Annotated in this window: 19 protein-coding genes and 1 tRNA gene; 3 read left to right on the top strand and 17 right to left on the bottom strand. The window is 75.1% G+C overall.

Annotation, left to right across the window (positions count from 1 at the left end; genetic code table 11):
- Nucleotides 1-106: 106 nt before the first annotated feature.
- Nucleotides 107-922: a Bax inhibitor-1/YccA family protein gene (locus tag ACWENR_RS00725; protein WP_452274976.1), complete on the bottom strand. Its 816-nt coding sequence runs from the start codon at nucleotides 920-922 to the stop codon at nucleotides 107-109.
- Nucleotides 923-1,034: 112 nt separating this feature from the next.
- A tRNA-Leu gene (locus ACWENR_RS00720) sits at nucleotides 1,035-1,115 on the bottom strand.
- Nucleotides 1,116-1,217: 102 nt separating this feature from the next.
- Here ACWENR_RS00720 and ACWENR_RS00715 point away from each other — a divergent pair.
- Nucleotides 1,218-3,074 (top strand): hypothetical protein, encoded by a 1,857-nt coding sequence (locus ACWENR_RS00715; RefSeq protein ID WP_452274975.1) that lies wholly within the window; start codon nucleotides 1,218-1,220, stop codon nucleotides 3,072-3,074.
- A gap of 83 nt (nucleotides 3,075-3,157) precedes the next feature.
- Here the strand turns inward: ACWENR_RS00715 and ACWENR_RS00710 are convergent, their stop codons facing one another.
- The 11 genes from ACWENR_RS00710 to ACWENR_RS00660 form a co-directional block, all read right to left on the bottom strand.
- Complete coding sequence (locus ACWENR_RS00710) at nucleotides 3,158-4,492, bottom strand: NAD(P)/FAD-dependent oxidoreductase (protein ID WP_452274974.1); 1,335 nt, start codon at nucleotides 4,490-4,492, stop codon at nucleotides 3,158-3,160.
- A gap of 102 nt (nucleotides 4,493-4,594) precedes the next feature.
- Nucleotides 4,595-5,155: a hypothetical protein gene (locus ACWENR_RS00705; protein ID WP_452274973.1), complete on the bottom strand. Its 561-nt coding sequence runs from the start codon at nucleotides 5,153-5,155 to the stop codon at nucleotides 4,595-4,597.
- A gap of 37 nt (nucleotides 5,156-5,192) precedes the next feature.
- Nucleotides 5,193-6,596, bottom strand: a complete 1,404-nt coding sequence (locus ACWENR_RS00700) for a DUF58 domain-containing protein (protein WP_452274972.1) — start codon at nucleotides 6,594-6,596, stop codon at nucleotides 5,193-5,195.
- A complete protein-coding gene (locus ACWENR_RS00695; protein WP_452274971.1) occupies nucleotides 6,596-7,603 on the bottom strand; it encodes an AAA family ATPase in 1,008 nt (335 codons plus the stop codon). The genes ACWENR_RS00700 and ACWENR_RS00695 overlap by 1 nt, the downstream gene beginning before the upstream one ends.
- Complete coding sequence (locus ACWENR_RS00690) at nucleotides 7,603-8,187, bottom strand: hypothetical protein (RefSeq protein WP_452274970.1); 585 nt, start codon at nucleotides 8,185-8,187, stop codon at nucleotides 7,603-7,605. Before ACWENR_RS00690 ends, ACWENR_RS00695 begins: the two co-directional genes overlap by 1 nt.
- 67 nt (nucleotides 8,188-8,254) lie before the next feature.
- A complete protein-coding gene (locus tag ACWENR_RS00685) occupies nucleotides 8,255-8,998 on the bottom strand; it encodes a DUF4129 domain-containing protein (protein ID WP_452274969.1) in 744 nt (247 codons plus the stop codon).
- Nucleotides 8,999-9,077: 79 nt separating this feature from the next.
- A complete protein-coding gene (locus ACWENR_RS00680; protein ID WP_452275055.1) occupies nucleotides 9,078-9,791 on the bottom strand; it encodes a uracil-DNA glycosylase in 714 nt (237 codons plus the stop codon).
- 19 nt (nucleotides 9,792-9,810) lie between these two features.
- The gene (locus tag ACWENR_RS00675; protein ID WP_452274968.1) at nucleotides 9,811-10,497 is read right to left on the bottom strand and encodes a dienelactone hydrolase family protein; all 687 of its coding nucleotides are present in this window, start codon (nucleotides 10,495-10,497) and stop codon (nucleotides 9,811-9,813) included.
- A 196-nt stretch (nucleotides 10,498-10,693) separates the two neighbouring features.
- Nucleotides 10,694-11,176, bottom strand: a complete 483-nt coding sequence (locus ACWENR_RS00670) for an LppU/SCO3897 family protein (protein ID WP_452274967.1) — start codon at nucleotides 11,174-11,176, stop codon at nucleotides 10,694-10,696.
- A 115-nt stretch (nucleotides 11,177-11,291) separates the two neighbouring features.
- A complete protein-coding gene (locus ACWENR_RS00665; protein WP_452274966.1) occupies nucleotides 11,292-12,314 on the bottom strand; it encodes an HAAS signaling domain-containing protein in 1,023 nt (340 codons plus the stop codon).
- Nucleotides 12,311-12,643: a PadR family transcriptional regulator gene (locus ACWENR_RS00660; RefSeq protein WP_452274965.1), complete on the bottom strand. Its 333-nt coding sequence runs from the start codon at nucleotides 12,641-12,643 to the stop codon at nucleotides 12,311-12,313. Before ACWENR_RS00660 ends, ACWENR_RS00665 begins: the two co-directional genes overlap by 4 nt.
- On the opposite strand from ACWENR_RS00660, the gene ACWENR_RS00655 reads away from it, so the two are divergent.
- Nucleotides 12,608-12,826, top strand: coding sequence for a DUF397 domain-containing protein (locus tag ACWENR_RS00655; RefSeq protein ID WP_452275054.1), 219 nt, complete (start codon nucleotides 12,608-12,610; stop codon nucleotides 12,824-12,826). The two genes, ACWENR_RS00660 and ACWENR_RS00655, sit on opposite strands and share 36 nt — an antisense overlap.
- Here the strand turns inward: ACWENR_RS00655 and ACWENR_RS00650 are convergent.
- Both ACWENR_RS00650 and ACWENR_RS00645 read right to left on the bottom strand, forming a co-directional pair.
- A complete protein-coding gene (locus ACWENR_RS00650; protein ID WP_452274964.1) occupies nucleotides 12,823-13,413 on the bottom strand; it encodes a hypothetical protein in 591 nt (196 codons plus the stop codon). The genes ACWENR_RS00655 and ACWENR_RS00650 overlap by 4 nt on opposite strands.
- Nucleotides 13,414-13,504: 91 nt before the next feature.
- Nucleotides 13,505-14,371 carry a sigma-70 family RNA polymerase sigma factor gene (locus ACWENR_RS00645; RefSeq protein WP_452274963.1) on the bottom strand — a complete coding sequence of 289 codons (867 nt, stop codon included), beginning with the start codon at nucleotides 14,369-14,371 and terminating at the stop codon, nucleotides 13,505-13,507.
- A gap of 73 nt (nucleotides 14,372-14,444) precedes the next feature.
- Between ACWENR_RS00645 and ACWENR_RS00640 the strand changes: the two genes are divergently transcribed.
- The gene (locus ACWENR_RS00640) at nucleotides 14,445-14,837 is read left to right on the top strand and encodes a DoxX family protein (RefSeq protein WP_452274962.1); all 393 of its coding nucleotides are present in this window, start codon (nucleotides 14,445-14,447) and stop codon (nucleotides 14,835-14,837) included.
- A 45-nt stretch (nucleotides 14,838-14,882) separates the two neighbouring features.
- Here ACWENR_RS00640 and ACWENR_RS00635 read toward each other — a convergent pair whose 3' ends face one another.
- Both ACWENR_RS00635 and ACWENR_RS00630 read right to left on the bottom strand, forming a co-directional pair.
- Nucleotides 14,883-15,827 (bottom strand): Ppx/GppA phosphatase family protein, encoded by a 945-nt coding sequence (locus ACWENR_RS00635; RefSeq protein WP_452275053.1) that lies wholly within the window; start codon nucleotides 15,825-15,827, stop codon nucleotides 14,883-14,885.
- 196 nt (nucleotides 15,828-16,023) lie between these two features.
- Entirely contained in the window at nucleotides 16,024-19,419 is a 3,396-nt protein-coding gene (locus tag ACWENR_RS00630) for a S8 family serine peptidase (protein ID WP_452274961.1), read from the bottom strand.
- Nucleotides 19,420-19,547 lie beyond the last annotated feature (128 nt).

The following is a 19,547-nucleotide window of genomic DNA, read 5'->3' as shown; positions in this document are numbered from 1 at the left end:
TCAGACGGCCGCGCGCCGGCGGGAACCCCCGGGACCGGCGCGGGCCGGAAGACGACGGCGCCCGCCCCCGACGGGGCGGGCGCCGGTCGGTCCTGGGCGCAGACGGTCAGTCGTCGCCCTGGAAGTAGCTCAGCAGGCGCAGGATCTCGATGTAGAGCCAGACCAGGCTGACCAGGATGCCGAAGGCGGCGACCCAGGAGTAGCGCTGGGGCAGGCCCATCCGGACGCCGTCCTCGACCTCCTTGAAGCTGAGCACGAAGCTCAGCGAGGCCACCACGATGCAGACCAGGCTGAAGCCGATCGCCAGCGGGCTGCCGTCGCGCAGGCCGGTGTTGATGTCGAAGAGCGCGAGCACGAAGTTGATCAGCATGACGGCGAAGAGGCCCGCCATCACGGCGATCATGCCCTTGACGAACTTCGGGGTCGCCCGGATGACCTTCGCCTTGTAGAGCATGGCCATCACGAAGAAGACACCGAACGTGGCGGTGACCGCCTGGAGCACGATGCCGTCGTAGAGCGAGTCGAAGAACTTGCTCACCATGCCGACGAAGACGCCCTCGACGACGGCGTACGCGACGACCAGCGCCGGGTTGGCCATCCGGGAGAACGAGATGATCAGGCCGAGGACCAGGCCGACCACCGCCGCGCCGATCCAGGCGGCGCCGAGCAGCGCGTCGGGCACCAGGACCCAGGCGGCCGCGGCGGAGACGCCGAGGATGCCGAGGAGCGTGACGGTCTTGACCACCACGTCGTCGATCGACATGGTGTTGACGGCCGGCGGGGCCGCCGGGTAGCCGGCCTCCGTCGGGTACTGCTGGGGATAGCCGGGCTGTCCGTACGGCCCGGTCGGGGCGTACCCGGCGGAGCGCTCCCGCTCGGCCGCCTGGCCGAGCCGGGCGAGCACCGGGTTCGAAGTCTTCACTGTCAGGCCTCCCTCAGGGGGTCGTTGCACGTGAACGTGCGCTCTCAAGAGTAAACGCCCAGGGCAGCCGGGTGGAGATCACCAAGCTGAGCGGATGCTGAGAGTGCTGCGGTGCCCGGGGCGGGGGTCGAACCCGCACGCCTTGCGGCAGCCGCTTTTAAGGCGGCCGTGTCTGCCGTTCCACCACCCGGGCGGGTGGCACCGGGCGCGTCGACACGCCTGGTGCAGTGTCACGGTAGCGGGTCGGCGGCCTCCCGGCGTACCCCGACGGCCTCGTCGCACTAGGGTCGACACCGTGAGCAGCGCAGCCCCCACGGCCCCCGACGCCGCCCCTGATCAGGACGTCCTCGTCGCCGAACGGCTGCCGCGCCGGCTCTCGGCGGCCCGGCTGCGCGGGGCGGTCGCCCGGCACCGGGCGGACGTCGCGGTGGGGCTCCTCTTCGTCGCGCTGGCCGGCTGGCTCACCCACGGGCTCTGGCCGGACCCGGCGGGCCGCGTGCTCGCGTTGAACGCGGCGGACCAGACGCTCTACGAGTGGTTCCTCGCCGTCGACGCGCGGGCGCTGCTCGGCGACTTCGGCCTGCTCACCCACCGGCTCAACGCGCCGGACGGGGTGAACCTGATGGCCAACACCACGGTCATCGCGCTCGGCATCCTGCTCGCCCCGGTCACCCTGCTGCTCGGCGCCCCGGTCACCTTCGCCCTGCTGGCCGCGGCGAACCTGGCCGGCACCGCGGTCGCCTGGTACCTGCTCTACACCCGGACGCTGGGCGCCCACCGGATCGCCGCCGCGCTGGGCGCCGGCCTCTGCGGCTTCGGCCCGGGGATGGTCTCGCAGACCAACAGCCACCTGCACATGACGGCGCAGTGGCTGGTCCCGGTGATCGTCTGGCTGGTCGTCCGGCTGCTGCGCGCCGCCGACCCCGCCGCCCACGCGGGAGGCGACCGCCGGCGCCCCGCCCACGGGCCGGACTGGCGGCGGCTGGTCAGCTCCGCCGTCGGCCTGGCGGCGGCGGTCACGGCGCAGGTCTTCATCGGCGAGGAGGTCCTTTTCCTCTGCGCGCTGGCGCTGCTGGTGCTGACCGTCACGTACGCGGTGACCGACCGTGCCCTGGTCCGTCGCGCGCTGCCCGGCTTCGCCGGCGGGATGGCGCTCGCCACCGGCCTGGCCCTGCTCGTGCTGGCCTGGCCGCTGTGGTTCCAGTTCGCCGGCCCGCAGGGCGTCGCGGACGGCATGTTCAGCCCGGACTACTTCTCGGCGGACCTGCACAGCTGGTGGGCGGTGTCGCCGCTGTCGATCCTCGGCACCGACGGGGCCGCCCGGCTCACCACCGGCCCGGCCGAGTACAACACCTTCCTCGGGTGGCCCCTGCTGCTGGTCGCCGCCGCCTGCGCGCTCTGGCTGGGCCGGCGGCCGCTGGCCGTCGCGTGCACCGTCGGGACGCTGGTGATGGGGGCGCTGTCGCTCGGCCCCCGGATCGTGGTCGACGGCGACCGCACGGCGCTGCCGGGGCCGTACACGCTGCTCTCGGGGCTGCCGGTGGTGGACGGCGCGCTGCCGATGCGGTTCGCCCTCGCGACGCTTCCGCTGATCGCCACGCTGCTGGTGCTCGCGGCCGACCGGGCGCTGCGCGGCACAGGGCGGGCGCGCCGGCTGGTCCCGGCGGCGGTCGGCGTCGCCCTGCTGCCGCTGCTGCCGGCCCCGCTGCCCACCGCCGAGCGCCCGCCGGTGCCCGAGTTCGTCACCGGCGGTCACTGGCGCCAGTGCGTCGAGCCGGGCGGGGTGCTGGTGCCGGTGCCGCTGGCCACCCCCCAGGATCCGTGGCCGATGCGCTGGGCCACCGCCGCCGACGCCGCGTTCGGCATGCCCGAGGGCTTCTTCATCGGCTCGTACGGCCGGGACGGCACGGCGGCGATGGGCACCTGGAAGCTGCCCACGTCGGCGCTGCTGGCGGGGGTCGCCGAGCGGGGCGGGCAGCCGGTGGTCCGGGACGAGCAGCGCCGGCAGGCCGCGAAGGACGCCGACTTCTGGGGCGCCTCCTGCGTCGTGCTGGCCGTCGACACCGCGCACGCCGAGAGCCTGCGCGGCACGCTGGAGCAGCTCTACGGCCCCTCGACCCGGATCGCCGACGCCTGGATCTGGCGCGTCTGACCGCCCGGCCCCCGGGGACGGGCGCGCCCACGAGCGACGAAGGCCCCTCCGCTCGCGCGGAGGGGCCTTTCGCGGTGGCTCGGTCAGGCCGCCCGGCCGGCGCCGACGGGCTGCGAGGCCTCGGCGAACTCCTCGCGCGGGTCGTGCAGCTGACCCAGGGCGACCACCTCGCGCTTGAGGAAGAACGCCAGCGTCCAGTCGACCACGACCCGGACCTTGCGGTTGAACGAGGGAATCCGGCTCATGTGGTACGTCCGGTGCATGAACCAGGCCGGCCAGCCGGTCATCTTGATGCCGTACACCTGGGCGACGCCCTTGTGCAGGCCGAGGCTGGCGACGCTGCCGGCGTGCTTGTGCTTGTATTCCACCGGCTGCCGGCCGCGGACGACGTTGGCGATGTTGTCGGCCATCCGGGCGGCCTGCCGGACCGCGTGCTGCGCGCTCGGCGAGCAGTAGTTGCCGGGCTCCTTGGTGAGGTCCGGCACCGCCGCGCAGTCGCCGGCGCTCCAGGCGCCCTCGACGACCCGGTCGCCGTCGACGATCTGGAGGGTCGGCAGGCAGGTGACCCGGCGCCGCTCGTCGCGGGGGAAGTCGGTCGCGTCCAGCATCGGCGACGGCTTGACGCCGGCCGTCCAGACGATGGTGTCGGAGCGGAAGCTGTCGCCGTCGGAGAGCTTCACCACCCCGCCGACGCAGGACTCCAGGCGGGTGTCCAGCCGGATGTCCATGTTCCGCTTGAGCAGCTGCTGGACGGTGTAGGCGCCCATGTCCCGGTCGACCTCGGGCAGCACCCGCTGGGTGGCCTCGACCAGCACCCAGCGCATGTCCTCCGGCTTCAGCTCGGGGTAGTACTTCAGGGCGTCCCGGGCCATGTCCTCCATCTCGGCGAGCGCCTCGATGCCGGCGTAGCCACCGCCGACGAAGGTGAAGGTCAGCGCGCTGCGGCGGACCTCCGGGTCCGGCGTGGCGGCCGCCACGTCGAGCCGGTCCAGCACGTGGTTGCGCAGGTAGATGGCCTCACCGATGGTCTTGAAGCCGATGCCGTGCTCGTGCAGGCCGGGAATCGGCAGCGTCCGCGAGACCGAGCCGGGGGCGACGACCACGTGGTCGTAGGGGATCTCCCGGGTCGGGCCGCTGATCGGCTGCACCACGGCGGTCTTGCGGTCGTGGTCGATCCGCGTCACCGCGCCGGCCACCACCTTGCACCGCCGCAACTCCCGTCGCAGCGGCACCACGGAGTGCCGGGGCGAGATGTTGCCGGCCGCGGCCTCGGGCAGGAACGGCTGGTAGGTCATGTGGGGCTGAGGGTCCACCACGACGACCTCAGCCTCCCGGGAGCTGAGCTTCTTCGACAGGCGCAGGGCCGCGTAGAGACCGACGTGCCCGGCACCCACCACAAGGATCCGCTTCGGATTCACGTCATCTATCTTTCCCCGCGCGGCCCGCCTAATCCCGATCGCGCCCCTCTTCTGTGACGGAGCACAACCCCTGTGACCTGCACAACTGTTGTTACCGGTCGGTTAACGACGGCGCAGCAGCCACCCCAGCAGGGCCGTCAGCGCGACCGCCACGAGCAGCCCGGCCACCGTCGCCACCTGGGACCCGGCGTCCCCGCCGGACCCGCCGACCTCCAGCAGGAGCACGCCCAGCACGAAGGTGCCGAGCAGCACCGCGCCCGCCCGCGCCAGCCAGCGCGCGACCACGTCCGGGTCGACCACCGCGTCGTACGGCAGGACGGCGGCCAGGGCGCAGAGGGTGTGCGTGAGGTAGAGCATGGCCGCCACGGCGAGCAGCCGCCACAGCGCGATCGGCCGCCCGTACCCGTCCGTGGCGACCAGCCAACCGCCGACGGTGACCAGCGCGGCGAAGGTCGGCCAGACCCGGCGCGGCCCGACCGCCGGCAGCAGCGCCACCACGACCAGCCCGAGCAGCGGACGGCCGGAGAGCGCCTCCGACGGGTACGCCAGCGCCAACCCGGCCAGCGTGGTCAGGAGGATGCCGGCGCGCACCAGCAGCGGCGTCGGGCTGACCCGGGCCACGGCGTACCGCGCCGCCCGGACCCGCTCGATGACCGGGTTCATCGGCCGTGCCTCCCGTCCGCCGAACCGTGCCGGGCGCTCACCGCACGCCCACCCTCGGCGCGGTGGCCAGGCGCGCCACGTCCCGCAGCACCTGGTCGAGGCTGCCCGCGCCGGCCCAGCCCACCACCGGCACGCCGTGCTCCCGCAACTGCCCGATCATGGTGTCCCGGTCGAGCCGCCACAGCCGGTAGGCGACCTCGGCCCAGTTTCCGTCCTTCGGCGGGGCGAGATCCGTCGGCAGGGTGTCCACCGCGACCACGAACCGCCCGGAGCGGGCCAGCCGGGCCAGCATCTGCGCCGACCGCTCGTCCAGCAGCGGGGTGAGGACCACCACCAGCGCGTCCGCGGAGAGCAGCTGCGGCCCGAAGACCTGGTCGTACGGCTCGTGCGGGGAGGACTCGGCGCGCACGTCGAGCAGCCACTCCAGCACGGTCAGGTACTGCCGGCGGCCGGTGGCCGGGCGCAGCCGGCGGGCGGCCGGTCCGTACTCCAGCATCGACACCCGGTCGCCCCGGTGCAGGTAGTGCTCGGCGATCGCGGCGGCGGCCCGGACCGTGGTGTCCAGCACGGAGGCCGCGCCCGAGACGCCGCCCGAGCGGCCCGCCTCGGCGAGCACGTCGAGCAGCACCACGACCTCGGCGTCCCGGTCGGAGAGCGTGGCCGCGACGTGCAGCTGCCGGGCCCGCAGCGAGACCCGCCAGTCGATCCGGCGCAGCCGGTCGCCCGGGGCGAAGACCCGCACGCCGGCCAGCTCCCCGCCCTCGCCGGGCCGGCGCGAGTGGTGCGCGCCGACGAGGCCGGCGGCCCGGGGCATCGCCTCGACGGCGTCGAACGGCTCGGTCCTCGGGTAGACGCGGACGTGGGACGGCTCGGTGATCACGGCGCGGGAGACCAGCAGGCCCTGCGCGGCGGCGACCCGGGCGCCGGCCGGACCGATCGGGTGCCGACCCCAGCGCAACGCCGTGCCGGCCAGCTCCAGGTCGACGGCGGCGGCGGTCGGTACGGCGGTCACGAACGGCCGGTCGGCGACGGACGGGACGACGGCCGAGGGGGTGCCGGCGGCCGTGGCGCCGGCGATCGTCGCCCGCTCCACCCGCAGCCAGGGCGAGACCCGGCTGCGGACCACGGCCACGTCGTAGTCGAGCAGGTCGGGGTTGCCGACGGTGACGGTGCCGGTCAGCTCGCCGCCCTCCACCAGGTGGCCCTCGTCCGCGGCGATCCAGACCTGCGGCAGGGCGGTCGGCCGCCGGCGCAGCGCGTACGCGGTGCCGAGCGCGAACGGGGCGGCCAGCACGATCAGGTCGACCCGGCCGAGCAGCACCCCCGCGATCAGCAGCACGCCGGTGAGCAGCACCGCCCGGCCGAGCGCCCAGGTGGGCACCCAGCCGGTCGCGGGCAGCGGCCGCGACCCGTCCCGGGGCGGTACGGGGGGCGCGTCCATCAGTGCCCGGGCCGGCCGGCGGCGTAGCTGGGCAGCGCCCCGCTGGCCGGCGCCGGCGTCCCCTCCAGCACCTCGCCGACCACGAAGGACGGGTCGACGCGGCGCAGCCACATCTCCGGACGCAGCGTGATGCGGTGCGCCAGCGCGGGCACCGCCACCTCCTTGACGTCCTCCGGCACCACGTAGTCGCGGCCGGCCATCACGGCCCGCACCCGGGCCAGCAGCAGCAGCGCCAGCGAGCCGCGCGGCGAGGCCCCGACCAGCACCGAGGGGTGCTCGCGGGTCGCGGCGGTCAGCGCGACGATGTAGCGGCCGATGGAGTCCTCGACCACCACGTCCTCCAGCGCGCCCTGCATGGCGCGCAGGGTGGCCGCGTCCACCACCGGCTTGATGTCCGCCTCCTCGCGGCGTCGGGCCATCCGCCGGCGCAGCACCTCCCACTCCTCCTCGTGCTCGGGGTAGCCGAAGGAGACCCGGAGCAGGAACCGGTCGAGCTGCGCCTCGGGCAGCGGGTAGGTGCCCTCGTACTCGATGGGGTTGGCGGTGGCCAGCACGTGGAACGGCTCGTCCAGCTTGTACGTCACGCCCTCGACCGAGACCTGCTTCTCCTGCATCGCCTCCAGCAGGGCCGACTGGGTCTTCGGCGGGGTCCGGTTGATCTCGTCGGCGAGGAGCAGGTTGGTGAAGACCGGCCCGGCCCGGAACGCGAACTCGCCGCTGCGCTGGTCGTACAGGAACGAGCCGGTCACGTCGGCGGGCAGCAGGTCGGGGGTGAACTGGAGCCGGCGGAAGTCCAGCCCGAGCGCCTGCGCGAAGGAGCGCGCGGTCAGCGTCTTGCCCAGGCCGGGCAGGTCCTCCAGCAGCACGTGCCCGCCGGCCAGGATCCCGGCGAGGACGAGTTCCAGCGCGTCCCGCTTGCCGACCACGACCTGGCCGACCGCCTCCAGCACCGACCGGGCCAGGTGGCCGACCTCGGCGGCGGGCATGCTGCGGTCCACGTCGTTCATCACAGTTTCTCCAGTTCGGCGACGATCGCCGCGAGGTCGCGCGGCGACGGGGTGCGGCGAGGCGGGGTCTCCAGGAATGTCCACAGCCGGTCGCCCAGCAGGGCGCGGGCCCGGCCCGGGTCCGACTCGCGGGTCACGCCGTGCCGCTGGCGCAGCCGCTCGTCGGCCAACTCGCCGAGCCGGGGCAGGACCACCCTGGTGAAGCGTTCGGGCCGGGAGGTCGACCAGTCCAGCGGCGTCTCCCAGCCGTTGATCGCGGTGCGGAGCGCGTCCCGGGCGCCCCAGTTCCAGGTGCCGTCGTCGTCGCGCGGGACGGAGGGACGCGACCCGGCCGGGGGTGGCGAGGAGGCCAGCGCGGCGACGACCCGGCGCACCGCGAACAGCGCGACCACGCCGGCGACCAGGATCAGCAGCGGGACCCGCAGGCCGACCGCCCGCAGCCCCGCGACCAGCACGACCACGACCGCCGCCATGCCGGCCAGGGCCCGCAGCACCTGACCGAGCCGGCCGCGCCGCTCCGGTTCCTCCCGCCGGGGCCGCTCCTCCTCGAAGCTGAGCAGGTCGTCGATGCTGGTGCTGCTCACCGCGCCACCCCGCCCCGCCGCGGTGCGGCCCCGGCGACGGCGGGACGGACCCCGGCCACGCTCCCGCTCACGCCGGCACCTCCGGCCCGTCGGCGACCGCGGCGGAGAGCTCGCCGCGCAGCCGGCGCAGCGCCGCGCGGGCCTGGTCGCGGGTGTGCTCGTCGACGGGTCGGGTGGCGTACCGGGCCTCGCGGTAGACGTGCGCGAACTCGGCCAGCACGTCGGCGCTGGCGATCGCCGGGACCCCGGCCGACGGGTCGCCCCGCAGCAGGCGGGTGACCAGGTCGGTGGGGGTGTCGCCGGCCAGCCGTGGCACGCCGGCCCCGGCGGCGGCCTGCTCCAGCCGCACCCAGCAGGCGATCACGGCGGTGCGCGGGTCGGTGTCCCGGTCGTCCAGCTCCTCCAGGCCGGCGTCGAGGGCGGCGGCCACCTCGCGGGCGGTGCCCTCGGGCGTGGCGCGGGGCCGCCGCTGCGGCAGCGCCCGGGTGGTGCGGCGCAGCGCGCCCCGGAGCAGCGTCCACGTGAGGTAGCCGAACACGGCGAGCAGAGCCAGCCCCAGCAGCACGATCGCGACGGTGCCGAGCCACTCCGGGATGCTCGCCCGGGTGGCCTCGCCGGCCTCGCGCGGCTCCACGGGAATCGGGGACGGCGGCTCGGCGGTCGGATATTCCGAGACGAAGGGGATGTCCTTGGCGGCGGGCGGAATCCGGCTGGCGCCGATCGACGAGTGGGCGGAGGCCAGCGCGGCGACGGCGAGCAGGACGCCCACCGCGGCGACGGGCCACCACCTGCGCAGCGCGTTCAGGTCCATCCGGGCTACCTTCGGGCCGCCCGGGAGTGCGCCGCGGGCCGACGCGTTCCGTCCGTCATCGCCACCGCCCCCGCGCGCCTCAGTCCACCCCGGCCAGCTGCTTCGCCCGGGCGAACACGTCGTCCAGCATCCCTGGTGTCAGCCGCCCCGTGAAGGTGTTCTGCTGGCTGACGTGGTAGCAGCCCAGCAGCTCCGGCGCGGCCATGCCGGACCAGTGTGCCCCATGACCGAACGCCGGTCGCGGGCTGGGCGGGCGCTGGCCGTACACCGCGCGCAGCACCGGCCACCACGCGGCCCAGGCGAACGCGCCCAGCGCGACCACGACGCGCAGGGTGGGCCGGATCAGCGCGACCTCGCGGTGCAGCCACGGCGCGCACGTGTCCCGCTCGTCGGGGGTGGGCTTGTTGTCCGGCGGCGCGCAGCGCACGGCGGAGAAGACGCGGATGTCCCGCAGGGACAGTCCGTCGTCGGCGGCGACGCTGGTCGGCTGGTTGGCGAGGCCCGCGCGGTGCAGCGCGGCGAAGAGCACGTCCCCCGAGCGGTCGCCGGTGAAGATCCGCCCGGTGCGGTTCCCGCCGTGCGCGGCGGGCGCCAGCCCGAGGATGGCGATGCGCGCGTCGGGGGCGCCGAAGCCGGGCACCGGCCGGCCCCAGTATTCCTGGTCGCGGAAGGCCGCCCGGCGCGTGCGGGCCACCTCCTCGCGCCACCGCACCAGGCGCGGGCAGGCGAAACAGTCGGAGACGGCCGCGTCGAGGCCGGTCAGGTCCGTCGCCCGCGCGGCGCGGGCGACCACCTCGTCGGGCGTACGCGGCTCAGCCAAGCTTGGCCCGGAAGAGTTCCAGGGTGCGCGCCCAGGCGGTGGCGGCGGCGCGCTGGTCGAAGTTCTCCGGCCGGTCCTCGTTGAAGAAGGCGTGCGCGGTGCCCGGGTAGTCGTAGGTCTGGCAGGTGCCGCCGGCGGTCTCGATGGCGCTGCGGACGGTCTGCACGCCGTCGGCGGCGGAGGTGCCGTCCGCCTCCGAGCAGTGGATGAGGGCGGCCTTGCCCGCGTAGTCGGACCACTCGGGGCGCATCCCGTCCCAGGGCAGCCGGGGGTAGAAGGCGGCGGTGGCGACGATCCGCTCGGAGCGGCTGGCCGCCCAGAGGGCCAGGCTCGCGCCGGCGCAGAAGCCCGCGCAGCCCACCTTGCCCGTGACCTCGGGCCGCCCGGCGAGGAACTCCGCCGCGACGGCGATGTCGGCGGCGGCCTCGTCCATCTGCGGGCTGTTCAGCATCTGGCGGGGCTCGTCGGGCCTGCTGGCCGGGCCGCCGTGGCGGAAGTCCGGGGCGAGGGCGACGAACCCGGCCTCGGCGAACCGGTCGACGACCGAGGTGATGTGGGGCACGAGGCCCCACCAGTCCTGGATGACGATGACCGCGGAGCTGGCCGCACCGCCGGACGGTATCGCGAGATACCCCTCGCGCGCACCACCGTTGCTGGTGAAGCTCACCATTTCGCCCATCGGCCCGTCCTCCTAGCGGTCAGTCATCGTTGGCTGGTCGCCCAGTGGTCCTACGTGCCGGTAGCCTGCCACGCCGTGACCCCGCCGGGAAGACGCCGGAACAGTGGCATTCACCTCCTGTTCCCCGGCCGGTACCCGGACACACCGACGGCGGCACGGACGTCGTCCGCGCCGCCGTCGGTGTGGCGGTGGAGGGTCAGGCCTTCTTCGTCAGGCAGAGCAGGTAGCCCTTCTTGCCCGGCTCGATGCTGTAGAAGACGTAACCGTCCTGGTCCTCCTTGATGTACTGCTCGCACGCCTCACCGGTGCGGGCCTGCGCCTCGGTCTGGCCGTCGACCCGGCCGACCACGTTGTACACGGCGTCGGTGGAGGTGCACTGGACGACCTTCGCGCCGTCGACCTTCTCCTCCTTGGTGCCGGTCACCTCGGGCAGCTCGGCGATGCAGTCGCCGACCTTGGCGTCGGCGGTCTCGTCCTTGTTGAGGAAGTTGCCGATCGCCGAGCCGACGCCGAACTTGAGCCCCGCGACGACCAGGAACGCGACGACCGCGCCCACGATGCCGAGCGCCTTCTTGGAGCCGGACTTCTTCGTCGGCTCCGCCGGAGGCGGCGCGGGGACGGCCGACGGGGGCTGCGCGGCGGCGTCCGGCGCGGGGGGCGGTGCGACCTGCTCTGACACGGGTTTTCCTTCCGAGGGGTGAATGAGCAGACGACACCGTAGCGACCAGGGACGACAGTCGTTGTCCCGTCGGCCTCATCCGTTCAGCTATTTCCCAGCTTCCGGGGCGCGGGGGTCACGTCCGGCTCGGCGCCGGGGAGGCGGTCGCCGCCGGAGCGGTCGCCACCGTCGGGTCGGCCGTCGCCGCCGGGTCGGCCGTGGGGGCCGGGGCGGACGGGCCGTCCGTCGCGGTGGGCCCCGGCAGCGGAGGCAGGTCGGTCGCCGAGGTCGTGGCCGTCGGGCGCGGCCCGAACGGCGCCCCCTCCGGGCAGTACGGGTACGGGCGCAGCACCGGGTTGCCGAGCCCGTTCGGGTCCTGCAGGTCGGGGCACTCCGGGTGGCCGAGGCGGATCGGGTCGCCGTTCTGGTCGAAGAGCCGGGCGTCGCGCACCAGCCGGCCCTCGCTGTCGTAGACGTAGACGTCCCGGACGTGGGAGTAGCGCTCGTCCACCGAGATCTGGTGGTAGTCGAGGTCGCCCGAGCCGGCACGGCTGTTGAGGTCGGCCAGGCCGACCAGCCCGAAGACCACCAGCACGGCGGTGCCGGCGTGCAGCAGCCGCCGCTTGGGGCGGGTCAGGCGCGGCGTGTGGTGGCCGAGCCAGACCGAGCCGAGCACGCTGCCGGCGAGCAGCACCAGGCCGGCCAGCCCGCTGCCGTTGAGGCTGGGCAGCAGGCCGAACCCGCCGCCGGTGGTGAGCGCCGTGACGAGCATGGCGGCCAGGTAGCCCCGCAGCACCCACCAGGCCGGCCGGAGCAGCCGGAGGAACTCGCTGGCCGAGGCGTACCCGAGGGGTGGTCCGAGTTGGACGTCCCAGCGCCGCGCCCGCGCCCGCAGCCGGTCCACGGCGACGCCCAGGCGGCGGTCGAGGCGGCGCCCGCCGGCCACGGCGCCGGCCCCCGCGGCGGCGCGCAGCTCGGCCGCGTACGCCTCGGGCTCGCCGAGCAGCTCGACCAGGGTGCCGCCGGTGTCGGCGGCCACCTCGGCGAGGTGCTCCGGCAGGTCCTCGGTCAACTCGTCGCGGTGCGCCGGCGGCAGGTCGGCCAGTGCGGCCCGCACCCGTGCGACGTACTCCGTGATCTCCTGCCCCGTGACGGTCATGCCGCCATCCCCCGATCGTCGAGCAGCGCGTCCATGGTGGTGGCGAACGAGCGCCAGAGCTTGCCGTAGCGGGTGAGCTGGTCCCGGCCGGCGGCGTTGAGCGAGTAGTACTTGCGGTGCGGGCCGGATTCGCTCGGCACCACGTAGGTGGTCAGCAGGCCACCGGCGTAGAGCCGGCGCAGCGTGCCGTAGACGGAGGCGTCGCCGACCTCCTCCAGGCCGGCCTCGCGCAGCCGGCGCAGGATGTCGTAGCCGTAGCCGTCCTCCTCGCGCAGGACGGCGAGCACCGCCAGATCCAGCACGCCCTTCAACAGCTGGGTGGTATCCACGCACCGCACACTAGTGCGCATTGCGCAATAGCGTCAACGGAACGCGCCGCACGACTCGGCGACAACCTGCCCGGCGTGGTGCCGATCCGCGACAGCAAGGACCGCTCGGGCCCGACGCTCTCCTTCGACCCGGTTGCCTGGTCCCGCTTCGTCACCGGCCTCGCGGAGCGTCACCCGCGCTAGTCGGTGAGCAGGTTGACCACGATGCCCGCCGGGATGGACACGGCGACACCGGCGAAGAAGAACCACAGTTGGGCGCGCTGTCCGCGTTCGTTGGTCGTCCGCACCAGGGTCTCCAGGTTCGCCAGGTCCCGGTGCACGTCGACCGGCTCGCCTGGCGGGCTGGGAGGCGCCTCCGCCTGGGCCCGGAACTGACGCCGCACCCTGCTTGTGGACGAGACGGCATCGGCGACGGTGGAACTGGGCCAACGGCGCCGTCGCCTGGACAGCGGCACCACCGGAGCGCCGGATGACGCCGGTGGGGTGGCCTGCTGCGGCGCACCGTGCGCGCCCGGCTCCCCGCGTTGGGGGTATCCGCCGCCCGGGCCGTCGACGGTCCACCGTGGGTACCCGGGCAGCTCGGCCACGACCTCCCGCCGAGCCGACGACGGTTCCGGACCACGCCTGGCGCGGAGCCACCACGCGCCGGCCAGCCCGACCAGGAGCAGGTCCGCCACCGCCGCCACGAACGACCACGGCTGCGGAAGCCCGTACGCCGCGACGCCCGTCACGCCCGCCGCCGTGACCAACACCTTGGGCGCTCTGCTCATACCCGCCATCTAAGCCCCTCTCCGCCGAGCTGTCCTGCCCCTGGGCGCGCCGACCGGGACATGCCCCGGCCGGACGGGGCGCCGCACGCCGTCAGGCGAGTGCGGGACAGGGCGAGACGTGGTCGGTCCGCCGGTAGCGGGCGATCGAGATGCGGGCGATCGCGCCTTGACGGATGTCGAACCGGATGACCGCCAGCGGGTGGCCTCCCGGCGCGATGAGGGCTCCGGGGCCGCCGTCGACGACCATCGGGACGCTCGCGTGGACCCGGTCGGCGAAGTGCCGGGTCTCCTCCGCCACGGTCCGGTCGCCGTGGGCCGCGGCCGCGGCGCCCTCAGGCAGCACGTCCAGGTCGACGGTCCGCACGACGTCGGGCGCCATCAGCGCGACGAGGCGGTCGATGTCGCCGCCGCGAGCGGCGGCGAGGAAGGCGTCGACGACCCGCGCGTGGTCGACGAGCGACGGCTCCGGACCGGGGTTCCTCTCCCGCAGGCGGATCCGCGCCCGGCTGGCCAGCTTCTTCGCGGCGGCCGGCGAGGCGCCCAGCACGGCGGCGATCCGGTCGAACGGCACGGCGAACAGGTCGTGCAGCACGTAGGCCACCCGTTGGGTGGGCGTGAGCTGGCCCAGCAGCACCAGGAGGGCACGCGAGACGTCCTCGCGGCGGAGGAACTCCTCGTCGGCGGCGATCTGCTCATCCGGGACGGCCTCGGCGAGCAGTGGGAGTTCGCCACGACGGTCCCGCGCGCGCAGCTGGTCGAGACACAGCCGTGCGGTCACGGTGGTGAACCAGCCGTCCGGGTTGTCCAGCTTGCCCGGGTGGGCGGTCTGGGTTCGGAGCCAGGCGGTCTGGACGGCGTCCTCGGCGTCGTGGACGGAGCCCACGATGCGATGAGCGAGCGAGAGCAGTCGGGGCCGGGCCGCTTCGAACTCGTCGAGCAGGTCCACGTCGTCGGTCACCTTTCGTGCGGGCGGAGCGTCAGGACGGCCGAGCAACCGGAATCCGACGAACCCGTGCCCACAGGAGGCGCCCATGAGCCTACAGATCGCCCTGTCCCGCACCGACCCGCAACTGACCACCCTGACCATCGTCACCGCGTTGTGCATCGCCGCCAACGCGTTCATCGTCGTCGCCGACCTGGCGAAGGCACGGTTCGTCCTGGCGAACTCGGCCGAGGTGGGGCTGCGGCCGACCGCGATTCCCTACCTCGCCGCGCTCAAGGGCGCCGGCGCGGTCGGTCTCGCGATCGGGCTCGCCGGGATCCCCGCGCTGGGGTTGGCCGCCGGCGTCGGTCTGGTCGCCTTCTTCGTCGGCGCGGTGGTGGCGCACCTCCGGGCGCGGGTCCTCCACAACATCGGGTTCCCGCTGTGCTTCCTCGCCCTGGCCGTCGGCGCACTCACCCACTTCGCGTCGGTGACCTTCTGACCGCCGGCGCCACCGGGACGGCGCGGCCGACGCGGGCCGCCGACGTCACTGCCCGGCGGGCTGCGCGAGGCTCCAGGCGATGCCGTCGAGGATGTCGTGCTCGGAGGCGACGACCGACTCCATGCCGGCCCGCTCCATGATCACCCGGAGCACCAGGGCGCCCGCGCCGATCACGTCGGCCCGGCCCGGGTGCATCACCGGGATCGCCAGCCGCCGCTCCCGGCTCCTGCCGAGCAGGTCGGCCGTCACGTCCGCCACCGCCTCGTACGACACCCGGGCGTGGTGGATGCGGCCCGGGTCGTACTCCTGGAGGCCCTGGGCGATGGCGACCACGGTGGTGACCGACCCGGCGAGCCCGACCAGCGTGGCGGCCTGCCGGCCCGGCACGGCCGCCAGCGCCCGGTCGACCGCGACGGCGATGTCGGCCTGGGCGGCGGCGACCTCGTCCAGGCCCGGCGGGTCGCCGTGCAGGTGCCGCTCGGTCATCCGGACGCAGCCGATGTCCATCGAGACGGCCGCCTCGACGCCGCCGGCGCGGGTGCCCACGACGAACTCCGTCGAGCCGCCACCGATGTCGACGACCAGGTAGGGCTCGCGCGCGTCGGCGGGCAGGCCGCGCACCGCCCCGGTGAAGGAGAGCCGCGCCTCCTCGTCGCCGGTCACCACCTCGGGCGCCACGCCGAGGGTCCGCTCGACCATCTCCCGGAAGTCGGCGGCGTTGGAGGCGTCCCGCGACGCCGACGTGGCGCACATCCGGACCCGCTCCGCACCGAGCTTCTCGATCTCGGCGGCGTAGGAGGCGAGCGCGACGCGGGTGCGCTCGATCGCCTCCGGGGCCAGCCGGCCCGTCCGGTCGACGCCCTGGCCGAGGCGGACGATCTCCATCCGCCGGCTCAGGTCGACCAGCGGCGCCTCCGGCCCGGCCGAGGCGTCGGGCAGGTCGGCGACCAGCAGTCGGATCGAGTTGGTCCCGCAGTCGATGGCGGCCACACGCGTCGTCACGGCAGCAACCCTACGTCAGCGCCGCCCGTGCCCGGCGGGTTGTCGTCGGGCCGACGGCTACTGCGGCGGGCAGCGCCGACCGCCCGCGCCGAACGGCCCCGAGGGGCGCTCGGCGGGGGTCGCGGGTGCGGGGTGCGGTGCGGACCGGCCGACGCAAGCCGCCGGTCCGCACCGCACCCGAGCGCTAACGGAGCAGGTAGGCCCGGATGACGGTCTGCTCGACCCGGCCGCCCCGGCTGTCCGTGGCGGTGGCCCGCAGCGACACGTGTCCGGCGTCGGCCGGATGCGTCACCGCCGCCGTCCAGCTCCCGCCGGAGCCGACGACCGGCGCGGCCCGCCAGGTCGCCCCGTCGTCGTACGACACCTGCACGGTCAGGCCGGTGACCGTGCCGGCGGCCGAACCGGGCTGGTGCTCGACCCGGATCGGGATCAGGAACGGCTTCCCGGCCGGGGCGGTGCGGCCCGCCTCCAGGGCGGGGGCGTACCGCACCGCGAGCAGCGGCAGGAACACCGGCAGGGTGCTCGCCTGGTGCCGGGAGCGGAAGGTCCACGCCGACGAGACCTTCGTCGAGACGTCCGCGTAGCTGGACCGGTCCATCGCCGCCTCCAGCCGGTACGTCGCCTCCTCCGGCGGCACGTCGGCGCGCAGCCAGCCGTACCGGTCTTGCTCGGCGACCAGCTCGCCGTCGCGGTAGAGCGCGGTGCGGCCGCTGTCCTGCCGCATCTTCGCCCCCGACAGGCTCATCCGCCCGGGTGACGGGTCGACGAGCAGGCCGTCGTCGACGATCACCTGGCCCGTGGCGGTACGCCGTGCCCCCTGGAGGATCTCCGCCGGCCGGTCGCCGAAGGCCGGAGCCAGGACCGCGCCGTTCCAGGCGTCGCGATAGGTCCTGCCCGGCCGGTAGCCGTCCGCGAAGTCCGCCAGCGTGAGCTCCGTGCGCCGCTGGTCGTCGAACTGCACCAGGAACCGGGACCAGGTCGTGTCGCCGTTGCCGTGGTAGTGGTCGACGCGCCTGCCCGGCAGTCGCAGGTCCTGGGTGACGATGAACCCGGTGGCGCCCCGCGCCCCCGAGCCGGTCGCCCCGAAGCGACCCGCCGGCCCGTGGTAGGTGTTCACGACCGTCGCCACGTCCGCCGGGCCGATGCGGCGGGTCAGGCCCGTCGGCACGGCGCCGGGGGTGATCCAGCCCAGGTGGTACGCGTACGGGCTGTCCGCGAAGCCGCCGTCGGCGTTGGCCCTGGCCCAGCCGGCGGAGATGTCGGACTGGAAGGTGTCGCCGGTCGTCGCCGGCCCGACCTGCGCCGTGAACAGGTTGTCGAAGCCCCGGCGCAGGCTCGTCCAGCCGACCGTGGTCTCCTCGACGGGGTAGGGGGCGTCGACCCGGTAGCCGATGTCCGCGTGGGTGAAGCTGGCGGTCGGTTCCGGGACGGTGGCCGTGACCGGCCGGCCCGCGCGGGCGTCGAGCACGAGGCGGGTGTCCCTGGCCAGGCGCAGCTTCGGCTGGGCGAGCAGGGTGATGGTCTCCGAGTCCTGGTACGGGTCGGTGAAGACCAGCGCGCCCACCGTGTAGTCGCCGGCCGGCAGCCGGGTGGTGTGCTCGCCGGGGGTCCACTCGACGACGCTGGAGTGGTCGGCCCACGAGGTGACCACTGTGGTGTGGTCGGTGGCGTCCGCGCCGTGGCGGTCCAGCGCCCGCGTGGTCAGCGCGTACCGTTCGACGTCGCGCAGCACCGACAGCAGCGTGGCGACGGCCGGCCCGCCCTGCGCAGTGGCGGTGACCCGCCCGGCGTACCGGCCGTCCGGCGCGCTGACCGAGGTGTCCACGGTGACGGTCGCCGCCGCCGTCCCGCCAGCCGGCACGGTGATCCGCTGCGGGCTGACGGCGACCATCCGCTCCGGCGCGGGCGACCCGTCCGGCCCGGCCAGCGTGACCGCCAGGTCCAGCGTCACCGGCGCGGCCCCGTCGTTGCGGTAGGTCAGCGTCCGGGTCACGGGGGCGTCGTCCTCGTGCGGCCACTCCTGCGCCCCGAGGTTGAGGCTGCCGGAGTCCGGCACCACGCTCGCCGCGAGCGCCGTACGGAGGTCGACCCGGCCCGCCCCCTGCGCGGTGGCGTCCACGCCGGGAAGCCCCGTGGCGGTGGCGACGAGCGCCGCCTTGAGCTGCGGGCCGGTCCAGTCGGGGTGCCGCTGGGCCAGCAGCGCCGCCGCCCCGGCGACGTGCGGCGCGGCCATCGACGTGCCGCTCGACCGGGCGTACCGGTCGCCGACGGGATCGGACGCCTCCGGCGGCGCCTGGCCGGAGCGGGCGGCCACGATGTCGACGCCGGGGGCGGCGATCTCCGGCTTGGTCCCGCCGTCACCGAGCCGGGGACCGCGGCTGGAGGAGTCGGCCACCGCGTCGTCCCAGGTGCTGGCGGCCACCGACAGGGCCGCCTCGGCGGTGGAGGGCGTGCCGACCGAACCCGCGCCGAGGACGCCCTCGTTGCCGGCCGCCGCCACGAAGAGCGTGCCGTGCTGCGCGGTGAGCCGGTTGACCGCCTCCTCGAGCAGGTCCACCTCGGCGGTGTCCGTGCCGCTGATGCTCATGTTGACCACGTCGGCGCCCCGCTCGGCCGCCCACTGCATGCCGGCCAGCATGGCCGACTCGGGGCACGACCGGTCGGCGCAGACCTTCCCGACGAGCAGCTCGGCGTCCGGGGCGACGCCCCGGTACCGGCCGTCCGAGGCCGCGCCGCTGCCGGCGATCGTGGACGCGACGTGGGTGCCGTGCCCGATCACGTCGCCGTCCTCGGCGACATCGGTGAAGTTGCGGCTCTCCCGGATCCTGCCGGCGAGGTCGGGGTGCCCGGCGTCGGCGCCGGTGTCCAGGACGGCGACCGTCACCCCCCGCCCGGTGAGCCCGGCCTGCCAGGCCGCCGGCGCGCCGATCTGGGCCGTGCTCCGGTCCAGGCTGAGGGTGAGCCGGCCGTCCAGCCGGATCGACTCGATGCCGCCGGCCAGGACCACCGGCCTGCCGCCGTCCGCCCTGCGAGCGGAGCCGACCAGGGCCGACCACCAGGCGCCGGCGTCCCGCTTGGCGGTCCGGGCGGCCAGGGCGTTGACCGCCGTCGCCTCGCCGGTCAGCCGCGCCCGGTGCCGCCGCACCCAGTCGCGGGTGCCGGCGCGGGCCGCCTTGTCGCGGTAGCGCACGAGCAGCGGGATGTCGTCGTGCCGCGCGTCGTCGTAGCCGGCGGCGAGCAGCGTGGTCACGTCGAACAGCCGCCGGTCCAGCCGGCCGGCGGCGAGCAGGCCGACGGCGTCGCCGGGGACGACCAGGTCGTGCCCGTTGACCCGCTGGCGGAGGAAGCCGACCCGTTCCCGCCCGGCGCCGGGCCGGACCGAGACGGCCCCTCCGCCGTGGATCTCGACGCGGTCGCCGGTGACGAGCGTGACCGAGCGTGGTGCGGCCTCCGCCGCCGGCGCTGCGGCCGTCCGGGTCGCGGCGGTCGTCCCTCCGGTCGCGGCGGCCGGGGTCTGTGGGTTGACGGTTGACACGACGGCGAGGCAGGCGGCGAGCGCCAGCCACCGTGGACGTTTCACGGGATCTCCTCAAGAGGGCGGCCACCGGCCACGTCGGACGCCGGTGGGGATCGGCCGGCGACCTGGTCTGCGTCACCGGCGCCACCCGCAGCCAGGTGTGGGCGGACAACGCGGCGGCTCCGAGCCGC

Source organism: Micromonospora sp. NPDC004336, assembly GCF_053602615.1.
Note: the sequence above shows the minus strand (reverse complement) of the source record. Positions and strands in the feature narration are given on the sequence as shown.

Excerpts from the sequence above, each read along its gene's own strand:
- ACWENR_RS00705 (WP_452274973.1), bottom strand. The coding sequence starts at position 5,155 with ATGAACCCGGTCATCGAGCGGGTCCGGGCGGCGCGGTACGCCGTGGCC.
- ACWENR_RS00700 (WP_452274972.1), bottom strand. The coding sequence starts at position 6,596 with ATGGACGCGCCCCCCGTACCGCCCCGGGACGGGTCGCGGCCGCTGCCC.
- ACWENR_RS00695 (WP_452274971.1), bottom strand. The coding sequence starts at position 7,603 with ATGAACGACGTGGACCGCAGCATGCCCGCCGCCGAGGTCGGCCACCTG.
- ACWENR_RS00685 (WP_452274969.1), bottom strand. The coding sequence starts at position 8,998 with ATGGACCTGAACGCGCTGCGCAGGTGGTGGCCCGTCGCCGCGGTGGGC.
- ACWENR_RS00675 (WP_452274968.1), bottom strand. The coding sequence starts at position 10,497 with ATGGGCGAAATGGTGAGCTTCACCAGCAACGGTGGTGCGCGCGAGGGG.
- ACWENR_RS00665 (WP_452274966.1), bottom strand. The coding sequence starts at position 12,314 with ATGACCGTCACGGGGCAGGAGATCACGGAGTACGTCGCACGGGTGCGG.
- ACWENR_RS00650 (WP_452274964.1), bottom strand. The coding sequence starts at position 13,413 with ATGAGCAGAGCGCCCAAGGTGTTGGTCACGGCGGCGGGCGTGACGGGC.
- ACWENR_RS00640 (WP_452274962.1), top strand. The coding sequence starts at position 14,445 with ATGAGCCTACAGATCGCCCTGTCCCGCACCGACCCGCAACTGACCACC.